The 19,023-nt window shown below is 74.6% G+C and carries 17 protein-coding genes; 10 read left to right on the top strand and 7 right to left on the bottom strand.

Annotated elements, in window-relative coordinates; genetic code table 11:
• Window positions 1-266 precede the first annotated feature (266 nt).
• The 4 genes from rsgA to ACWCPN_RS29305 all read left to right on the top strand — a co-directional run bounded on the left by rsgA (window position 267) and on the right by ACWCPN_RS29305 (window position 4,734).
• Window positions 267-1,370: a ribosome small subunit-dependent GTPase A gene (gene rsgA / locus ACWCPN_RS29320; protein ID WP_365128701.1), complete on the top strand. Its 1,104-nt coding sequence runs from the start codon at window positions 267-269 to the stop codon at window positions 1,368-1,370.
• 116 nt (window positions 1,371-1,486) lie between these two features.
• Window positions 1,487-2,881: a bifunctional transcriptional activator/DNA repair enzyme AdaA gene (locus ACWCPN_RS29315; RefSeq protein ID WP_451212255.1), complete on the top strand. Its 1,395-nt coding sequence runs from the start codon at window positions 1,487-1,489 to the stop codon at window positions 2,879-2,881.
• Complete coding sequence (locus tag ACWCPN_RS29310) at window positions 2,878-3,393, top strand: methylated-DNA--[protein]-cysteine S-methyltransferase (RefSeq protein ID WP_451212041.1); 516 nt, start codon at window positions 2,878-2,880, stop codon at window positions 3,391-3,393. Before ACWCPN_RS29315 ends, ACWCPN_RS29310 begins: the two co-directional genes overlap by 4 nt.
• Before the next feature lie 165 nt (window positions 3,394-3,558).
• Window positions 3,559-4,734: an SGNH/GDSL hydrolase family protein gene (locus tag ACWCPN_RS29305; RefSeq protein ID WP_451212038.1), complete on the top strand. Its 1,176-nt coding sequence runs from the start codon at window positions 3,559-3,561 to the stop codon at window positions 4,732-4,734.
• A 4-nt stretch (window positions 4,735-4,738) separates the two neighbouring features.
• Here the strand turns inward: ACWCPN_RS29305 and ACWCPN_RS29300 are convergent, their stop codons facing one another.
• Both ACWCPN_RS29300 and ACWCPN_RS29295 read right to left on the bottom strand, forming a co-directional pair.
• Window positions 4,739-5,221, bottom strand: coding sequence for a DUF456 domain-containing protein (locus ACWCPN_RS29300; RefSeq protein WP_392293453.1), 483 nt, complete (start codon window positions 5,219-5,221; stop codon window positions 4,739-4,741).
• 36 nt (window positions 5,222-5,257) lie between these two features.
• Window positions 5,258-6,247 carry a helix-turn-helix domain-containing protein gene (locus ACWCPN_RS29295; RefSeq protein WP_451212035.1) on the bottom strand — a complete coding sequence of 330 codons (990 nt, stop codon included), beginning with the start codon at window positions 6,245-6,247 and terminating at the stop codon, window positions 5,258-5,260.
• A 407-nt stretch (window positions 6,248-6,654) separates the two neighbouring features.
• Here ACWCPN_RS29295 and ACWCPN_RS29290 point away from each other — a divergent pair, with 407 nt between their 5' ends.
• From ACWCPN_RS29290 to ACWCPN_RS29280, 3 genes are all read left to right on the top strand, one after another.
• Window positions 6,655-8,124 (top strand): protein phosphatase 2C domain-containing protein, encoded by a 1,470-nt coding sequence (locus tag ACWCPN_RS29290; RefSeq protein ID WP_451212032.1) that lies wholly within the window; start codon window positions 6,655-6,657, stop codon window positions 8,122-8,124.
• Window positions 8,125-8,192: 68 nt separating this feature from the next.
• Entirely contained in the window at window positions 8,193-9,935 is a 1,743-nt protein-coding gene (locus ACWCPN_RS29285) for a pyruvate dehydrogenase (protein ID WP_451212029.1), read from the top strand.
• A 297-nt stretch (window positions 9,936-10,232) separates the two neighbouring features.
• The gene (locus ACWCPN_RS29280) at window positions 10,233-10,715 is read left to right on the top strand and encodes an ATP-binding protein (RefSeq protein WP_451212026.1); all 483 of its coding nucleotides are present in this window, start codon (window positions 10,233-10,235) and stop codon (window positions 10,713-10,715) included.
• 98 nt (window positions 10,716-10,813) lie between these two features.
• Here the strand turns inward: ACWCPN_RS29280 and ACWCPN_RS29275 are convergent, their stop codons facing one another.
• Together ACWCPN_RS29275 and ACWCPN_RS29270 are read right to left on the bottom strand one after the other, a co-directional pair.
• A complete protein-coding gene (locus ACWCPN_RS29275; protein ID WP_451212024.1) occupies window positions 10,814-11,854 on the bottom strand; it encodes a DUF2637 domain-containing protein in 1,041 nt (346 codons plus the stop codon).
• Between the two features lie 302 nt (window positions 11,855-12,156).
• Window positions 12,157-12,996 (bottom strand): (2Fe-2S)-binding protein, encoded by an 840-nt coding sequence (locus ACWCPN_RS29270; RefSeq protein WP_451212021.1) that lies wholly within the window; start codon window positions 12,994-12,996, stop codon window positions 12,157-12,159.
• Window positions 12,997-13,161: 165 nt separating this feature from the next.
• Between ACWCPN_RS29270 and ACWCPN_RS29265 the strand changes: the two genes are divergently transcribed.
• Entirely contained in the window at window positions 13,162-13,944 is a 783-nt protein-coding gene (locus ACWCPN_RS29265) for a GntR family transcriptional regulator (RefSeq protein WP_451212018.1), read from the top strand.
• A 65-nt stretch (window positions 13,945-14,009) separates the two neighbouring features.
• Here ACWCPN_RS29265 and ACWCPN_RS29260 read toward each other — a convergent pair whose 3' ends face one another.
• The 3 genes from ACWCPN_RS29260 to ACWCPN_RS29250 form a co-directional block, all read right to left on the bottom strand.
• The gene (locus ACWCPN_RS29260) at window positions 14,010-14,531 is read right to left on the bottom strand and encodes a DUF2231 domain-containing protein (protein WP_199212559.1); all 522 of its coding nucleotides are present in this window, start codon (window positions 14,529-14,531) and stop codon (window positions 14,010-14,012) included.
• A 71-nt stretch (window positions 14,532-14,602) separates the two neighbouring features.
• A complete protein-coding gene (locus tag ACWCPN_RS29255; protein ID WP_451212015.1) occupies window positions 14,603-15,370 on the bottom strand; it encodes a hypothetical protein in 768 nt (255 codons plus the stop codon).
• A 166-nt stretch (window positions 15,371-15,536) separates the two neighbouring features.
• Window positions 15,537-17,210, bottom strand: a complete 1,674-nt coding sequence (locus ACWCPN_RS29250; RefSeq protein WP_451212012.1) for a PucR family transcriptional regulator — start codon at window positions 17,208-17,210, stop codon at window positions 15,537-15,539.
• A 344-nt stretch (window positions 17,211-17,554) separates the two neighbouring features.
• Here ACWCPN_RS29250 and ACWCPN_RS29245 point away from each other — a divergent pair, with 344 nt between their 5' ends.
• Window positions 17,555-18,448 (top strand): FAD binding domain-containing protein, encoded by an 894-nt coding sequence (locus ACWCPN_RS29245; RefSeq protein WP_451212009.1) that lies wholly within the window; start codon window positions 17,555-17,557, stop codon window positions 18,446-18,448.
• Window positions 18,448-19,023: a (2Fe-2S)-binding protein gene (locus ACWCPN_RS29240; protein ID WP_451212006.1), complete on the top strand. Its 576-nt coding sequence runs from the start codon at window positions 18,448-18,450 to the stop codon at window positions 19,021-19,023. Before ACWCPN_RS29245 ends, ACWCPN_RS29240 begins: the two co-directional genes overlap by 1 nt.

Genomic DNA, 19,023 nt, shown 5'->3' with positions numbered 1-19,023 from the left:
GCCCGGGCCGCGGGGCCGAAGCGGGCGGGCGAAATAAATCAGTGGCGCCCGACTGTGCGGCGCTCTACGGTGAAGACCGCTTCGCACGACGGCCGTTGGTGGCCGCCGGCGACCGGACGAGGAACGGGAGGTGTGACCGATGGCTGTCTCTGTGACGGGTGCTGCCCGCAACCAGAAGATCATCCACTCCACCCCCGTGGCCTCCGGCTGACCTTTCCCAGCGCGCACGAGCGCGGAGCCGGGGCCGCCCCCTCGAAGGGTTCCCCTTGAACTTCTCCTCCTCCTCGGTTTCGTCGCACCCTCTCGCCGCCTACGGCTGGGACGAGGGCTGGGCGGCCGAGTTCGCTCCCCACGCCGAGCGGGGCCTCCTGCCCGGCCGTGTCGTACGGGTCGACCGCGGCCAGTGCGACGTCGTCACCCCGGCCGGCGTCGTCCGCGCCGACACCGAGTTCGTCGTCCCCCGCGATCCGATGAAGGTCGTGTGCACGGGGGACTGGGCCGCCGTCGACCCGGCAGGCGGCGATCCGCGGTACGTGCGGAGCCTGCTGCCCCGCCGTACCGCCTTCGTCCGGTCGACCTCCTCCAAGCGGTCCGAGGGGCAGGTGCTCGCGGCCAACGTCGACCACGTCGTCGTCGCCGTGTCCCTCGCCGTCGAACTCGACCTCGGGCGCGTCGAACGCTTCCTGGCACTGGCCTGGGAGTCGGGCGCGCAGCCCGTGGTGGTGCTCAGCAAGGCCGACCTGGTGCCGGACCCGGTGACACTGGCCCATCTCGTCCAGGACGTCGAGACGACCGCGCCGGGCGTGCCCGTGCTCACCGTGAGCGCCCTGCACGGTGACGGCCTCGACGTGCTCACCGCGCTCGTCGGCGGCGGCACCACGGTGCTGCTCGGGCAGTCCGGCGCCGGCAAGTCCACCCTCGCCAACGCCCTGGTCGGCGAGGACGTCATGGACGTGCGGGCCGCCCGGGACGTCGACGGCAAGGGCCGGCACACCACCACCACCCGCAACCTGCTGCCGCTGCCCTCCGGCGGCGTGCTGATCGACACCCCCGGGCTGCGGGGCGTCGGGCTGTTCGACGCCGGGAGCGGGGTCGGGCAGGTCTTCGCCGAGATCGAGGAACTGGCCGAGCGGTGCCGGTTCCAGGACTGCGCGCACGAGAGCGAGCCCGGCTGCGCGGTGCGCTCCGCGGTGGACGACGGGGACCTTCCGGTCCGGCGCCTGGAGAGCTACCGCAAGCTGCTGCGGGAGAACCAGTGGATCGTCGCCAAGACGGACGCCCGTCTGCGCGCCGAGATCAGGAAGGACTGGAAGCGGAAGGGGGCGCAGGGCAGGGCCGCGATGGAGGCCAAGCGCGGCCGCTGGGCCTAGGGGGCCGGGGCCGGCGGCGGCCCCGGCCGACGGCGGCCGTCCCGCCGCCCCTCCCACCTGCGTGTCCGATTTCCGCCAGCCCGCCCCCGCCGGGGCGGGCCACACTGGAACACGTGATGGACGAGGACAGCGGGTACGAGGCGGTGCGCAGCCGGGACGGACGGTTCGACGGGGCGTTCTTCTTCGCCGTCGAGACCACCGGGATCTACTGCCGGCCCAGTTGCCCCGCGGTCACCCCGAAGCGCTCCAACGTGCGGTTCTTCCGCACGGCCGCCGCCGCGCAGGGCTCCGGATTCCGGGCCTGCCGGCGGTGCCGGCCGGACGCCGTGCCGGGATCGGCCGAGTGGAACGTCCGGGCGGACGTGGTCGGCCGGGCCATGCGCCTGATCGGCGACGGCGTCGTGGACCGTGAGGGCGTCGCCGGACTCGCCGCCCGGCTCGGTTACAGCGCCCGGCAGGTGCAGCGGCAGCTCACCACCGAGCTCGGCGCCGGACCCGTGGCGCTCGCCCGGGCCCAGCGGGCGCACACCGCCCGGACACTGCTGCGGACCACCGACCTGCCGATCACCGAGATCGCCTTCGCGTCCGGGTTCGCCAGCGTGCGCCAGTTCAACGACACCATCCGCCAGGTGTACGACGCCACACCGAGCGGGGTACGGGCCGCCGCGCCCCGCGGCCGCGGCGCCCGCCGGGCCACGCCGGGCGCGGGCATCCCGCTGCGGCTCGCCCACCGCGGCCCCTACCAGTCCCGCGCCGTCTTCGACCAGCTCGCCCAGGAGGCCGTACCCGGCGTCGAGGAGGTCACCGGCGCCCCCGGCGGCCGGACCTACCGGCGCACCCTGCGGCTGCCGCACGGCACCGGGATCGTCGCCGTGGAGGAGCGCGCCCGGGGCCCGAGAGCGGGCGGCGGCACGCATCCGGGCGGCTGGCTGGAGGCGCGGCTGCACCTCACCGACCCCCGGGACCTGACCACCGCCGTGCAGCGGCTGCGCCGGCTCTTCGACCTCGACGCCGACCCGTACGCGGTCGACGAGCGGCTCTCCGCCGACCCCCGGCTCGCCCCGCTGGTCGCCGCCCGGCCCGGCCTGCGCTCGCCCGGCGCCGTCGACCCCCTGGAGCCCGCCGCGCGGGCGCTCGCCGGGGTGGCCGGGGCCGAGCGGCTGGTGCGGCGGTACGGCAAGGCGCTCGACGCGCCCTGCGGCAGCCTCACACACCTCTTCCCGGAGCCCGACGCACTCGCCGGGGCCGAACCCGGCGGCCCGCTCGGCGCGCTCGCCCGTGCGCTCGCCGACGGCACCGTACGGCTGGACCCGGGCGCCGACCGGGACGACGCCCAGCGGGCGCTGCTCGCCCTGCCCGGCATGGACCCCGCCATGGCCGCCACCCTCCGCGTCCGCGCCCTCGGCGATCCCGACGTGGCCCCGCCCGGCTCCGAGACCCCCGAGGCCTGGCGGCCCTGGCGGTCGTACGCCATCCAGCACCTTCGCATCACAGGAGAGTTGACCCCGTGACGGACCTGACCCTCTGGACGGCCGTGGACACCCCGGCCGGACGGCTGCTGCTCACCGCCGGCCCGGACGGCGCCCTCACCTCGCTGTCCGTGCCCGGGCAGAAGGGCGGCCGCGCCGTCGAGCCCGACTGGCGAGAGGACCCCGGACCCTTCCGGGCCGCCGAGGAGCAACTGGCGGCCTACTTCGCCGGCGAGCTGAAGGAGTTCCGGCTGCCCCTGCGCGCCCACGGCACCGACTTCCGGCAGCGGGTGTGGGCCGCCCTCGACACCGTGCCGTACGGCGCGACCACCACCTACGGCGAGATCGCCGCCCGCATCGGCGCCTCCCGTGCCGCCGTCCGCGCCGTCGGCGGCGCGATCGGCGCCAACCCCCTCCTCATCGTCCGCCCCTGCCACCGCGTCATCGGCGCCGACGGCACCCTGACCGGCTACGCGGGCGGCCTCGACCGGAAGCTCCTGCTGCTCACCCTGGAGAACGGCCTGCCGGATCCCGCCCCGGCACCGCGCCGCTGACCGGACGGCGCCGACGCCCGGCCGGCCCGGCCGCGAACCACCCTCCGCCCCCGCCCGGGTACCGCCCTACGCCGAGCGGGTGGATTCCCCGGTGCCGCTCCGGTCCCGCGCGCCCGCCCTGTGGCACGGTCACCAGCGACGGGTCGTGGGAAGGGCGGGCGGTACATGGTCAAGGCGGGGCGGGCGCTCGCTGCGCTGTTGCTCGCGGTGGTGCCGGGAACGGCGGCCAGGGCCGTCGCCTCGACCACCGCACCGCGGTGGACGGGCAGTTGGGAGGCGGCACCGTCCGGCACCGCGGCCGCGCTGCCCGGTGCCGCCGTCCGCAACGTCGTCCATCTCAGCGTCGGCGGCGGTGCCGTGCGGATCCGGCTCAGCAACCGCCTCGGCACCGCGCCCCTGCGGCTCGGCGCGGTCACGGTGGCGCTGCGACGGGCCGCGGGCCCGGACGCCGTACCCGGTACCCTGCGCACCGCCACCTTCCAGGGTGCGCCGACGGCCACCGTCCAGCCCGGCCGGGACGTGCTCACCGATCCCGTCCCGCTCGCCGTGCCGGCCGCCGCCGATCTGCTGGTCACCGTCCTCACCCCGGACGACTCCGGGCCCGCGACGTTCCACCGCACCGCCCTGCAGACCAGCTACCTGGCCCCGGGCGGCTCGGGCCACGCGGCCGACGAGACCGGCTCCGCCTACACCCTGGCCACCGGCTCCTGGTACTACGTCACCGGCGTCGACGTCCTCGGCACCGCCGAGGGCAGCGTCGTCGCGTTCGGCGACTCGCTCACCGACGGCAACGGCTCCACCCCCGACGGCAACCGCCGCTGGCCGGACCGGCTCTTCGAACGGCTGGGGCGCCTCGGCGTCCTCAACGCCGGTGTCGCCGGCAACCGCCTGCTGCGCGACGGCACCGGGCCGAGCGCCCTGGCCCGGCTGGACGCCGACGCCCTGGACCGGGCCGGGGCGCGGGTCCTGGTCGTGCTGGAGGGCATCAACGACATCAAGGGCACCCCCGTGGCGGACGACCCCGCCGCCTTCGCCGCCGCGTACCGCACCCTCGTCGCGCGCGCCCACGCCCACGGGATCAGGGTCGTCGGCGTGACCCTCACGCCGTACGCGGGGTACAGCGCGTACACGGCGGCCGGTGAGGCCGTACGGCAGCGGGTCAACGCGTTCATCCGCACCGGCGGCGCCTTCGACGCCGTCGCCGACGCCGACGTCGCCGTGCGCGACCCGGCCCGCCCCGAGCGCATCCTGCCCGGCTACGACCCCGGCGACCATCTGCACTTCAACGACGCCGGCATGCGCGCGATCGCCGACACCGTCGCCGCGGCCCTCGCCCGCTGACCGGTCAGCCCCACAGCACGGCGCCCAGCCACGCCCCCGCGATCAGCAGACACGCGAACAGCTCGGCGAGCACGCTGGAGCCGCCCGACCGCATCGTGGTGCGCAGCGCGGACACCGCCTCGCCGTGCCCGCCGAGCCGCAGCCGCTCGTGCAGGTAGATACCGGCCAGGAAACCCGGCAGCGCGCCGAGCACCGGCAGCAGCACGAAGCCGAGGACGGCACCCGTCCCGGCGTACACGGCCATGCGGGGCGTGGCGCCGCTCGCCCGCAGCCGGCGCGGGGGCAGCGCCCAGCGCACCACCAGGGACAGCAGCAGCACCCCGGTCGCGCCCACCAGCACCGCCCAGGCCAGCGGCCGGGGGTCCTTCAGCGCCCACCACAGCACCGCGGCCCACACCAGCCAGGACCCCGGCGCTCCGGGCACCAGTACTCCGCACAGGCCGAGCGCGATCACCACGCCGACCAACAGGAGTTCCCACGCTCCCATCTGCCCAGCGTGCCCGAGGAGTGAAGAAGCCGCAGATCAGACGGGTTCGTCGCGGGACACCCAGCCGCGCTCGTAGGCGTGCCAGCCCAGTTGCAGCCGGGTCGTCACCCCGGCCAGCTCCATCAGCCGCTTCACCCGGCGCTGCACGGTCCGCAGGCCCAGGTCGAGCTGTTTGGCCACGCTCACGTCGGTCAGCCCGGCCAGCAGCAGCGACAGCACCTCCAGGTCGGTCGGGTCCGGCCCGTCCGGCTGCTGCTCGGCCACCCCGGAGCCGGCCAGCCGGAGCGGCAGCGCCTCGCGCCACACCGAGTCGAACAGGCCCGCCAGCAGCTCCAGCAGCCCGCTCGCGTGCACCACCAGCGCGGCCGGCTCCACCGTTCTGGCGGTGAGCGGCACCATGGCGAGCGAGCGGTCGGCGATCACCAGCTTCGTCGGCACCCGGTCCATCACCCGCACCCGTTCGTTCCGGCCCAGCGCCGCCGCCAGCTCGGTCAGCCCGTGCGGCAGGTCCAGCACGTCGCGCTCCACCACCACCCGGTAGCGGACCCCGCGTCCCGCCGCCTGCTCCTCCGCGTCGTTCTCCATCCCGGAGACCACCATCGGGTTGCCGGTGACCAGCGCGCACACCTCCTCGGTGGCGCCGAGCTGCATCTGCAGGAAGCGCTGTGCCACCGCCGAGGCGCCGGTCACCACCTCCACCAGGTCGTGCACCTCCGGCTCGGCCGCCGTGGCCCGGTACTCCTCGGCCAGCAGCGCCGCCGTCAGCTCCGCCTTCTCCAGCTCGTGCCGCCGCTGCGTCAGCAACGCGGCCAGCGCCACGCCGGGCGGCGCCGCCACCCAGCGGCCCGGCCGGGCCGGGGACTGGGCCGCCAGGCCGTGCCCCTCCAGCCGGCGCAGCGCGCGCTCGGTGTCCGGTTCGGCCAGCGACAGCCGCCGCGCCAGATCCGCCACCTCGGCGGCGCCCACGGACACCAGCGCCCGGTACGCGGACTCGTGGGTCTCGTCCAGGCCTATCGCTGCCAGCATCGAGCCGCGTTCCCCTTTCCTGCGAACAAGCCATTCAGGCGGGCGGTCCGTGGCGGAAACCGGCCACGGCGCAAACCCGCCGCCGCACATCATCGCCGTACCCGCGGTCACTCTGCCAGGGTGAACAGCACTGGCGGACACCCGGCCGGACCGGCGGCGCACAGCCGCGGCCCAGGAATCCCGGGCATGATCCGACCGGATCCGGCCACCCGGCGCGGCGTGGCCCGGTCACCCAGAACGTCGCCGGGCGGTCCTCCCGTGGGGGGTGGGACCGCTCGGCGGCCATCACGCCTTCCTCGTACGGCAGTTCGGGCCATCCTCCACCGCGGCGCGCCACCGTGGACGCGGACGCCGGAATTTCCCCGTGCCCCGTTTCCATACGGCCTCCGCGGTGGACAATCAGGGACATGAGCCAGCAGGGGGGCAGGCCCGCCCGTCATGACGACGACTGGTGGGGACAGCTGTACGACGACTCCACCGAGGACACGGGGCCCACACCGGCCCCCGACTCCCTGGACGACCGCTACACCTCGGCGCGCGACGCGGTGCGGGAGCGGCCCGGCGGCAACGAGTCCTCCGGCGCGCCCCCGACCCCGTCCAGCGCACCCCGAATCCCGCCGGAGGTGGCCCCGCCCCCTCCGGAGGCAGCCCCGACTCCGCCGGGTGCGGCCTCGGTCCCGCCCAACGCACCCCCGATCCCGCCGGGTGCGGCCTCGGTCCCGTCGGGTGCAGCCCCGACTCCGCCGGAGGCAGCCCCGGTCCCGCCCAGCGCACCCCCGGTCCCGCCCAGTGCACCCCCGGTCCCGCCGAAGGCGGCCCCGGCCGCGGCCTCAGAGCCTTCGGTGCCCCCGCGTTCTCCCTACGCCGCCCCCGCCTCCGTGCCCTCAGCGGTCCCCGCGCCGCCCTCCGCCCTCGACCACGTCGGTTCCGGGCCCCCCACCTACGACCCCGAGCCCACCGCGCTGCCCCTCGCCGATCCGGACGAGCTGGCGGAGCAGGTCGCCGACACCGCGCTGGACGGGGCCCGCTACGGCACCTGCACCCTGCGTGCGGTGTCGCTGCGCGGGGACTCGGCGCGGTACCGGGGCGAGCCGCGCCGGGACGCGCTGCTGACCGCGCGGTTCGGCACCGGCGAACAGGCGCTGGTACTCGTCGCCATGGCGACCGGCGCCCGGACGGCGCCCGGCGCGCACCGGGTGGCGGCGGAGGCGTGCCGGCTGATCGGCCGGGCCGTCGGCCGCAGTCACGGGCGGCTGGTCGAGGACCTCCGGGCCGCCCGGCGCGGCGAACTCAAGTCCGGCCTGCAGCGGCTGACCGACCGCAGTCTCGGCAGACTGCGGGCCGACGCCGCCGATCGGGGCCTGGACCCCGAGGAGTGCACCGCCGGCCTGCGCTGCCTGCTGCTGCCCGCCGACCCCGGCTGCCGCACCCGCGTGTTCTTCGGTGCCGGCGAAGGAGGACTGTTCCGGCTGCGCGGCGGCGAGTGGCAGGACATAGAGCCCCGCGTGCCGTCCGGCGGCACCACGGGCGAACCGGTCGTCGGCTTCGGCTCGGCCCCGGCCGAGACCCCCGAGGGCGACCGGCTCACCATGGACTTCGGCATCCCGGTTCCGCCGAGTCCCTTCGAACCCGCCCCCGAACCGCCCCGCGAACCCTTCCGCTTCCGGGCCTCGGTAGCCCGCCCGGGTGATGTGCTGGTGATGGCGACCGGCGGCCTCGCCGAACCCCTGCGCGGTGAGCCCGCGCTCTGCGCCTACCTCGCCCGCCGCTGGTCCGGCCCCACCCCGCCCGGCCTCGCCGCGTTCCTCGCGGACGCCCAGGTGCGGGTGAAGGGTTACGCCGACGACCGTACGGCGGCGGCCGTGTGGGAGGCGTAACCGCCGCCCCTGTGACTTGATGGACCGGGAGGGCGTATCCCGGGACAGCGAAGGGGCAGACGACAGCCATGGCCAAACAGAACGTCGCCGAGCAGTTCGTCGACATCCTCGTCCGGGCCGGTGTGCGCCGCCTCTACGGCGTCGTGGGAGACAGCCTCAACCCGGTCGTGGACGCGGTGCGCCGCCACTCCGCCGTGGACTGGATCCACGTACGCCACGAGGAGACCGCCGCCTTCGCGGCCGGCGCCGAGGCCCAGATCACCGGCCGGCTCGCGGCCTGCGCCGGCTCCTGCGGCCCCGGAAACCTGCACCTCATCAACGGCCTGTACGACGCGCACCGTTCCATGGCCCCGGTGCTCGCCCTGGCCTCGCACATCCCCTCCAGCGAGATCGGCCTCGGCTACTTCCAGGAGACCCATCCGGACCGGCTCTTCCAGGAGTGCAGCCACTACAGCGAGCTGATCTCCAGCCCCAGGCAGATGCCCCGGCTGCTGCAGACCGCCATCCAGCACGCCGTCGGGCAGAGCGGCGTGAGCGTGGTCGCGCTGCCCGGTGACATCGCCGACGAGCCCGCCCCGGAACGCGCCGCCGAGAGCGCCCTCGTCACCTCCCGGCCCACGATCAGGCCCGGCGACGCGGAGCTCGACAAGCTCGTGGACATGATCGACGAGGCCGGCAAGGTCACCCTCTTCTGTGGCAGCGGCACGGCCGGCGCGCACGCCGAGGTGATGCGGTTCGCCGAGAGGATCAAGTCCCCGGTCGGACACGCCCTCAGGGGAAAGGAGTTCATCCAGTACGACAACCCGTTCGACGTCGGCATGAGCGGGCTGCTCGGCTACGGCGCCGCCTACGAGGCCACCCACGAGTGCGACCTGCTGATCCTGCTCGGCACCGACTTCCCGTACAACGCCTTCCTGCCGAACGACGTGAAGATCGCCCAGGTCGACGTGCGGCCCGAGGTGCTCGGCCGGCGCTCCCGGCTCGACCTCGCGGTGTGGGGCGACGTGCGCGAGACGCTGCGCTGCCTCGTCCCGCGGGTGAAGGAGAAGACCAACCGGCGCTTCCTCGACCGGATGCTGAAGAAGCACGCCGACGCGCTGGAGGGCGTGGTCAAGGCCTACACCCGCAAGGTCGAAAAGCACGTGCCCATCCACCCCGAGTACGTGGCCGCCGTGCTCGACGAAGTCGCCGCCGACGACGCGGTGTTCACCGTCGACACCGGAATGTGCAACGTGTGGGCCGCGCGCTACATCTCGCCCAACGGCCGCCGCCGGATCATCGGTTCCTTCTCGCACGGCTCCATGGCGAACGCGCTGCCGATGGCGATCGGCGCCCAGTTCACCGACCGCCGCCGGCAGGTCGTCTCCATGTCAGGCGACGGCGGGTTCGCCATGCTGATGGGTGACTTCCTCACTCTCGTGCAGTACGACCTGCCGGTGAAGGTCGTACTGTTCAACAACTCCGCGCTCAGCATGGTCGAACTGGAGATGCTGGTCGCGGGCCTGCCCTCGTACGGCACCGCGAACACCAACCCGGACTTCGCCGCCGTGGCCCGCGCCTGCGGTGCCTACGGGGTGCGGGTGGAGAAGCCCAAGCAGCTCGCCGGGGCACTCAAGGACGCCTTCCGGCACAAGGGGCCGGCGCTGGTGGACATCGTCACCGATCCCAACGCGCTGTCCATCCCGCCGAAGATCAGTGCCGAGATGGTCACCGGGTTCGCGCTTTCCGCCTCGAAGATGGTGCTGGACGGCGGGGTCGGGCGCATGGCCCAGATGGCCCGCTCCAATCTGCGCAACGTCCCCAGGCCCTGAGACACCCCCGAAGACGGTGCTTTTTGGCCACTTTCACCGCCCGTGACGGCGGGCCGTCCAGTGGTGCCACACGTCCCGGTCTGTCCGTCCTGGGGCGTCCGGGGCACGGTACGGGGGTCCTGCGGGGCCGAGCGGGATCGCGGCGGGGCCCGGGGCCGTGCGCGAGGAGCGGGCAACCGTGGCCGAACACACGGCCGTCGGCCGGACCCCAGGACTGCCCGCAGGCGCATGGGGAATGGATCCCCGTGAACGTGTTCGACCAGGAGGGGCAGGGCCGGAAACGTGCGGGCGGGGGTCATGAAGAGGCAGGCACGAGGGGGCGGTCCCGTAGCCATCGGGGCCTCCTCGGCTCAAGTGGGGGAACGGACCGACACCATCACCGAACGCGAGTGGCACCAGCAGCGGCTCAGCCGCAGGCTGGGGCGGGCGGACCTAAGGGCGGTGCCCGAGGCGCGCCGGGAGCTGCGCGAACTGCTGCGGCACTGGGGCAGGCCGGGCCGCTCGGAGATAGCCGAACTGCTCACCAGCGAACTCGTCACCAACGCGCTCGTGCACACCGACCGGGAGGCCGTGCTGACCGCCGTCGTCTCGGCCGGCGGACTGCGCGTGGAAGTCAGGGACTTCGTGGCCCGCAGGCCGCTGCCGCGGACACCGGACACGGGCGAGGACACCAACGGCCGAGGGCTGGTCCTGGTGGAGTCCCTCGCGGACTCCTGGGGCGTACGGCCGCACGGCGTGGGCAAGTCGGTGTGGTTCGAACTCGGCGCCGAGGCGGCCTGAGGCGGACCGGCCGGGAGACGGACACGGGACGGGGGCGTGACCCGCGCGGTCACGCCCCCGTCCCGTACTGAGCCCAGTCCCCGGTCCCCGGTGCGGTGCTATCCGAACTGCTGCTCCAGATCCTTCAGTTTGCGCTCCAGCGAGTCCAGGCGCGGCAGGGCCATCGTGTCGTCCTCCGCGGTGAGGTCGACGGTGATCGCCTCAGTGCCCTTGCGGACCGGCTGAAGGGAGGGCCGAGAGCGCGCGGGCAGCGGTTCCGGCGTCGATATGGCAGGCTCCGCGGTCGCCGGCGCGGGGCCGCGCTCCACCGCCTGCACCTCCACCTGCCGTGCGCCGCGTCCGCCGAAGCCCCGCTGGCCCCGGCTGATGGCACGCAGCTGGGCGCGCTCGACGCGCTGCTGGTCACGCCGGCGCCGGCGCGCCTCTTCCTTCTGCCGCTTGTCGTCGCGCACCTCCTCGACCGCCTCGTCCAGGCTGCGCACGCCCTCCAGGAGCATGAGGGACCACGCCCCGTAGGTCTCGCGCGGCGCCCGCAGCCAGCGGACGATACGGATCTGCGGCAGCGGGCGGGGCACCAGGCCCTGCTCGCGCAGCGCCGCCCGGCGGGTCTGCTTCAACGCGCGGTCGAACAGCACGGCCGCCGACAGGGACATGCCCGCGAAGAAGTGCGGGGCGCCCGCGTGACCCAGCCCCCTCGGCGCGTGCACCCAGTTGAACCAGGCCGCGGCGGCGGCGAACATCCACACCAGTATCCGGGAGCCCAGGGCCGCGTCACCGTGGCTGGCCTCGCGCACCGCGAGGACGGAGCAGAACATCGCCGCGCCGTCCAGGCCGAACGGCACCAGGTACTGCCAGCCGCCGGTCAGCCCGAGGTTCTGCTCACCGAAGCCGACCAGACCGTGGAAGGAGAGGGCGGCCGCGACCGCCGCGCAGCAGAAGAGCAGCACGTAGGAGGCCGTGCCGTAGACGGCCTCCTTGCGCCTGCGGCGCTCCTCGCTGCGCTCCCACGAGTCGTCCGCATTCGCGTTCTCCCCGGAGGAGCGCTTGCCGCGCGCGAGCACCGCCACCGCCGCCAGCAGGCCCAGGAGCAGCACGGCGCCCGGAAGCAGCCAGTTCAGCGATATGTCGGTCAGTCTCATCAGGGGTCCCTTGCATTGGGATAGGGCGTAACGCCCGCCATAGTGGCCCACTCCGGACGGCCCTCAGAGGGTTTCGGGGCAAGAGGCCGCCAACGAGGTGCAAGGGGATGCCCAAGGCGACGATCTGCTCGAACTGCCGTGTGAGGGGCGGGAGTTGAGTTCGAATAAGACTACCCGTACGGATGGTTCCCCGGAAAGTTCCCGATGCGGGTGGGGGAGTTGTGAAACGTCTGTCCGCGGCCGGTGGTCCGATCGCGATGATCTTAGGGGACGCGGGGCGCCCGTCCGAACCTGAGGGAGGCTCAGGCAGCCGTGTTGGCGCTGAATTCGGTGATCCGGGCGCTGTCGCGGATGCGCGGGCAGGTGGCGCAGGTGTCCTCGGGGCGCACGGTGTAGAACATGCAGCAGCTCGCCCGGTCCCGGGTGGCCAGCGGCTCGCCGTCCGGCCCGGTCAGCACGCGGAACGCCGCCGAGCCGGCGTACGGCCGGGTCGCCCCCGGCAGCAGCAGCTCCAGCTCCCGCACGGCCCGCCGCTCCTCGTCCGCGCCGAGCAGGTGGGCCACGTACCACAGGCCTTCCACGATCTCGTCGGTCGCCATGCCCCACAGGGCGCGCCCGCGCCGCCGCATCCGCGGCCCGAAGGCGTCGAGCACCGGCTCCAGGTGCTCGGCGACGGCCGCGCGCACCTCGGCCCGCAGCGCCTCCTCGTCCGGCACGACGACCGCGCCGGGCAGCGCGGCCGCCGGATCGCCCGGCAGGCAGGCGAAGGACGCCGGGCGGACGGCCATGCGGCCGGCCGGGCGGTCGTAGGAGACGGCCGTCACGGGCAGCCGGGGTACCCGGCGGCGCAGGAACCACGGGGCGGTGATCAGCAGGCAGGCCGGCCAGGCGTAGCGGTGCAGTCCGAAGCTCGCGACGACGTCCGGGCGGGCCCGCCGGCCGTAGTCCCGCAGTACCTGCGCCTCGTCCCAGGCGAGGAAGGCGTCGAGCTCGTCCCCGCCCTCGGCCAGCCGGGCGGCGGCGATCCAACCGCCGCCCTCGGGCAGCGCCCGGGCCGGGTCCGGCTCGGTGACCGTCAGCCCCGGGTACACGGCCGTCAGGCGGGCGTACGCGGAGGTGAACGGCGAGTCCGTGGCGGGCATGGCGGGATCACCGGACCTTGATCGGGAGCTGGGTGCGAAGGTAAGCCTAACCTTATTCGCACCCCGGGAAATTTGAACAGCCGTCCCGTACGCCTATGGTGCTTGACGGACAAGTGACAACCCGCCGTTAATGACCCCAAGTGCCGACAAGCCGGAGGAGGCCCCGTGAAGCAGGGTGTGCAGGGCTCCGCCGACCCGTTCGGCGAGGCCCGGGCCCCGGCGCGGGAGCGCGCGGCCGAGCCGGCCGGCGGGCGGGACACCGGTCGGCCCGGCGCGCGGGGCGAGCACACCCACGCCGAGCACCCGATCCCGCGGCCCAGGACGGCCGTGCGGCGTTCCTCGGTGCGCGGGCAGATCCTGGACGCGCTGCGGGCGGCCCTGGTGGCGGGCGAGCTGAGGCCGGGGGAGGTCTACTCGGCGCCGGCCCTGGGCGAGCGCTTCGGGGTGTCGGCGACACCGGTGCGCGAGGCCATGCAGCAGCTCACCCTCGAGGGAGCCGTCGAGGTGGTGCCCAACCGCGGCTTCCGGGTCATGGAGCGGGGCGCCCGGGAGCTGGCCGAGCTGGCCGAGGTGCGGGCGCTGCTGGAGGTGCCGGTGATGCTGCGGCTGGCCCGTACGGTGTCCGCCGAGCGCTGGGCCGAGCTGCGGCCGCTGGCCGAGGACACGGTGCGCGCCGCGTCCTCCGGCTGCCCGGCGACGTACGCGGAGTCCGACCGCGCCTTCCACCGGGCGGTGCTGTCCCTCGCGGGCAACGCGCAGCTCGTGCGCATGGCGGAGGACCTCCACCGGCGCTCCCAGTGGCCGGCCGCCGGCGGCCCGGTCCGGCACGGGCGCGCCGACCTCCTGGCCGACGCGGCCGAGCACACGGCACTGCTGGACGCGCTGATCGCCCGCGACCTCGACGTGGTGCGGGACCTGGTCGGCGACCACTTCGCGGGCGCCGCCTGACGCCGGCCGGACACCTCACGGGTGCCGCCCGGCCGCGGGCGGAGCGGGCCGCCCCGGGAGACGGGTCAGGAACCGTCCCGCTCGCCGTGCGCGCTCTTGGAGTAGGCGTCGTGCCAGGCGGCCTTCGCGCCCGAGTCGCCGATGCGGTACACGTCCACCACGGCTCCGGCCGCGACCGCCAGGGACAGCACCGAGACCACGATCCGCAGCGGCAGCGCGGTGAGCCGGGCGGTCCGCGCCGCGCCCCCCTCCTGGCCCTCGCTCCTCGGACCGCGGGCCGACCACCACACGACCGCGGCCAGGACGAACAGTCCCAGCGCCCACGGCAGCAGTCCGTCGCCCAGCTCGGTGTGCCGCCGGACCAGCGCGTCGTCGTCGACGTGCCGCTCCAGCCACTCGCCGGCCTGGGTGGTCAGCGGCACGCTGACCAGGGCGACGAGGGCGAGCGAGGGCAGCAGCACGCCCAGCCGCCGGGCGGCCCGCGGCCACACCGCGCCGGCCACCAGGGCCAGCGCGGTCAGTGGTATCAGTACGACGACCAGGTGGACCAGCAGGACATGGGCCGGAAGGCCGTTGAGCAGACTCATCGAGCACTCCTGAGGGGGTCGGGGCGCGTCACACTGGCACAGCAACCTCTCAGTCGGCTCTGAGGCGGCCCTCAGGCGGTCGCGGCACCCGGCGCCGGCGTGGCCAACTGCCGGGCCAGCCAGGTCGGGACGCCGCCCAGCAGCCGGAACAGCCGCCGGGCCTCCTCCCGCAGCCGTGAGGCCTCCGGCTCCGACTCCGCGTCCGCCAGGGAGGCCAGCGCCGGAGCCGTGCCCACCAGGTAGCCCAGCTCCTCGCGGATCCGCAGCGACTCGGCGAAGCCGTGCCGGGCCTCCGCCAACTCCCCGTCGCGCAGGGAGAGTCCGGCGAGGTGGCGCCAGGTGAAGGACAGCAGCAGCGGATCGGTGTGCGCCGTGGCGCCCGCGTGGGCGCGACGGTAGGCCGCGCGCGCCGCCTGCGGTGCGTGGGCCAGGTTCTCCGCCAGCAGTCCCCGCCGGAAGTCCAGCAGCGCCCGCCCCACGGCGCCCGGCGGGATCAGCGCGGCCGCCCGCCCGAGCGCCGCCCGCGCCTCGTCCACGCGGTCCCGTACGCCGTGCAGCGTGGCCGCGTAGGCGAGTTGGCCGCGTTCGCAGGCCGCCGCCCCGCGCTCCTCGTCGGTGTGCGCCTGCGCCTCCGCCGTGCGCAGCGCGTCCTCCGCCTCCGCCCAGCCCCGCTCGGTGTACAGGCACCGCTCGACCAGCAGGGCGGCCCGCTGCAGGGTCGCGGCCGGGGTGTCCGCCGGCAGCATGGCCGCCGCGTCGGCCCAGCAGGCCCGCGAGCGCAACCGCCATACCGCGGTCTGGAGAGGATCGTCACCTGCGGTCGTTCCATTACCAGACATGGCGGAATACGCCACGTTGCCCTCCCCGAGCACGCCGTCGAGCTGTTGAGTGGTGGCGGCATTCCAGCACCAATCATGGGGCTGGGCCAAGGGGATGGGTGAAAGAATTCACAAAGTCGGGGGACCTTGGCGTGACTTGGCCGGACCCTGTCACGCCCCCGCCGCCTCAGCTCATCCGCAGCGCCAGGAAGAAGTCCAGCTTGTCCTCCAGGCGCGACAGGTCCCGTCCCGTCAACTGCTCGATCCGCCCGACCCGGTAGCGCAGTGTGTTGACGTGCAGGTGGAGCCGGGTGGCGCAGCGGGTCCAGGAGCCGTCGCAGTCGAGGAACGCCTCCAGGGTCGGGATCAGCTCGGCGCGGTGGCGGCGGTCGTAGTCGGTCAGCGGGTCCAGCAGGCGTGCCGTGAAGGCCCGGCGGACGTCGTCCGGGACGAACGGCAGCAGCAGCACGTGCGAGGCCAGCTCCTGGTGGCCGGCCGCGCAGACCCGGCCGGGGCGGGCCGCAGCGACCCGGCGGGCGTGCCGGGCCTCCTCCAGCGCGCCGCGCAGGCCCTCCGCCGAGTGCACGGCGGCGCTGACACCGAGGGTGATCCGCCCGTCGTCGGACAGGCCCGCCGACAGCGGCTCCCGCACCGCCCGCAGCAGCTCCTCGGCGAGCAGACCGGTCTCGGAGCCGTCCTGGTCGGTGGAGACCGCCGGGAGGGGCACCAGGGCGACCGCCTCGTCCCCGGTGTGGGCGACGGCGATCCGGTCCGACGGCTCGGGGCCGGTGGCCAGCGGGTCCACCAGGACCTCCTCCAGCAGCGACTGGGCGACCGGACCGCCCTCCACCGCCTCCCCGTCCCACTCGACCCGGGCCACGACCACCTGCCAGTGCGGGGCCGCCCCGAGCCCGGGCAGCAGCACCGGCGCGGCCACCCGCAGCCGCGCGGCGATCTCGGCGGGCGCGGCGCCGGTCTGCACCAGCTCCAGCACCTCCTGCGCGAGCCGGCGCCGCACCGTGCGCGCCGCGTCCCGCCGGTCGCGCTCGACCGCGATCAGCTGGGTGACGCCCTGGAGCAGGTCGAGACGCTCCTCCGGCCAGTCCCCGGCGTCCGCCTCGACCGCGAGGAGCCAGTCCGACAGGACCGTCTCGCGCATGTCGCGGGCCGCCTGCGGGGAGCGCCCGGAGGAACGGACGGCGAAGAGGGAGAAGGTGCTGCCGTCCAGCGGCACCCGGTGCGGGCCGCGCCGGCCGGAGCGGGTGGCGGCCAGGTGCTCGGCGGCGAGGCGGGCGCAGGTCTCGGGCGGCAGCGACGGGCCGGCGACCTTCGAGCCGGCGATCAGCCTGCCGGTGGGGGAGAGCACCCAGGCGCGCAGGTCGAGGTCGGTGCCGAGCAGGTCCAGGACCACGTCGGGGCCGCCGCCCGCCGGGCCCGAGGTCATCATCCGCCGGTGCCGGTCCACCACGGCCGCCAGATCACCGGCCCGTTCCCCGGAGACCTGCCGCACCACGTGCTCGGTGACCGTCGCGAACGCCACCGACTCGTGCACCGCGAACAGCGGCAGCCGGTGCTTGGCGCAGGCCAGCACCAGGTCGTCGGGGACGTCGCCCAGCTCGGCCTCACCGGCGGCCAGCGCCGCCACCCCCGCCTGCACCAGGATCCGCACGAACGGCTCGGAGTCACCGGCGTCGCGGCGCCAGGCCAGGCCGGTCAGCACCAGCTCGCCACCGGACAGATAGCGGCTCGGATCGCGCAGGTCGGTGGTCATGACCCCGCGCACGGAGCGGTCCAGCTCGTCCTCGCCGCCGAGCAGCCGCAGGCCCAGCGCATCGGTGTCCAGCAGTGCGCGCAGCCGCATCTCGTCGCCGCCGTTCTGTGTCTCGAAATCTACGATGAATCCTGGTGGGTGACCCGTGACGGGTCCGGAACACGGGTCCCGGGGCCGTCACGGCGGAGCCGTCGGGCCGGCACCCGCGTTTCCCGGGGAAAACGGAGAGGTTACCGATGACCTCCGTTCATACGAATCTACAAGATGCCCGTCGTGGCCAGCCAACTCCTTCATGGTTTCGGTGACTGACCCCGCCGGAGTACGGGGCGGTGTACTGAGCCCACTCCGCGTAAAGAGCACATGAACGAGCCGGAACCGCCGCACCCGGATTGGCTCGATCCGTACGACTCACGAGACGAAGAAGAGAGCCGGTCATGGACTTCCTTCGCCCCGCCAGCTGGGAGGAGGCGCTCGCCGCGAAGGCCGAGCACCCCACAGCTGTGCCGATTGCGGGTGGCACCGACGTGATGGTCGAGATCAACTTCGACCACCGCCGGCCCGAGTACCTGCTCGACCTGAACCGCGTCGGCGACCTCTACGAGTGGGAGGTCGGCGAGGACACCGTCCGGCTCGGCGCCTCGGTCCCCTACACGAAGATCATGGAAAATCTCCGTGCCGAGCTGCCGGGCCTCGCGCTCGCCTCGCACACGGTCGCCTCCCCGCAGATCCGCAACCGCGGCGGCGTCGGCGGCAACCTCGGCACGGCCTCGCCCGCCGGTGACGCCCATCCGGCCCTGCTCGCCGCCGGCGCGGACGTCGAGGTGGAGTCGGCGGCCCGCGGCACCCGCCTCGTCCCGATCGACGCCTTCTACACCGGCGTCAAGCGCAACGCCCTCCAGCCCGACGAGCTGATCCGCGCGGTGCACATCAAGAAGGCGGACGGCCCGCAGCAGTACTCCAAGGTCGGCACCCGCAACGCCATGGTCATCGCCGTGTGCGCCTTCGGGCTCGCCCTGCACCCCGCCACCCGCACCGTGCGCACCGGCATCGGCTCCGCCGCCCCGACGCCGGTCCGGGCCAAGGCCGCCGAGGAGTTCCTGAACGCGGCCCTGGAGGAGGGCGGCTTCTGGGACAACGGAAAGATCGTCACCCCGTCGGTCGCCAAGCGGTTCGCGGAGCTGTGCTCCGGCGCCTGCAACCCGATCGACGACGTCCGGGGCACCGCGAGCTACCGCCGGCACGCGGTCGGCGTCATGGCCCGCCGGACACTCACCTGGACCTGGGAGTCGTACCGCGGCGCCCGCCGCGCCACCGAGGGAGCTGCGTGATGCGCGTCAACTTCACCGTCAACGGACGCCCGCAGGAGGCCGACGACGTCTGGGAGGGCGAGTCCCTGCTGTACGTGCTGCGCGAGCGCCTCGGCCTGCCCGGCTCCAAGAACGCCTGCGAGCAGGGCGAGTGCGGCTCCTGCACCGTGCGCCTCGACGGCGTGCCGGTGTGTTCCTGCCTGGTCGCCGCCGGTCAGGCCGAGGGTCGCGAGGTGGTGACCGTCGAGGGCCTCGCCGACTACGCCAGGCAGCGCTCCTGCGGCGACTCCGGCGCGTGCGGCACCTCGCTCGACGAGGCCAGGGGGTGGCAGGCCGGGGGCACCGACTCGCAGACCGGCGAGGGCGCCGGACTCAGCCCCGTGCAGCAGGCGTTCATCGACGCCGGCGCCGTCCAGTGCGGCTTCTGCACCCCGGGCCTGCTGGTCGCCGCCGACGAGATGCTGGAGCACAACCCCAACCCGTCCGACGCGGACATCCGCGAGGCGCTGTCCGGCAACCTGTGCCGCTGCACCGGCTACGAGAAGATCATGGACGCGGTCCGGCTGGCCGCCGCCCGCCAGTCCGAGGGGGTCTGA

The organism is Streptomyces sp. NPDC002386 (assembly GCF_053593175.1).
This window is presented reverse-complemented; position numbering and strand designations above follow the sequence as displayed.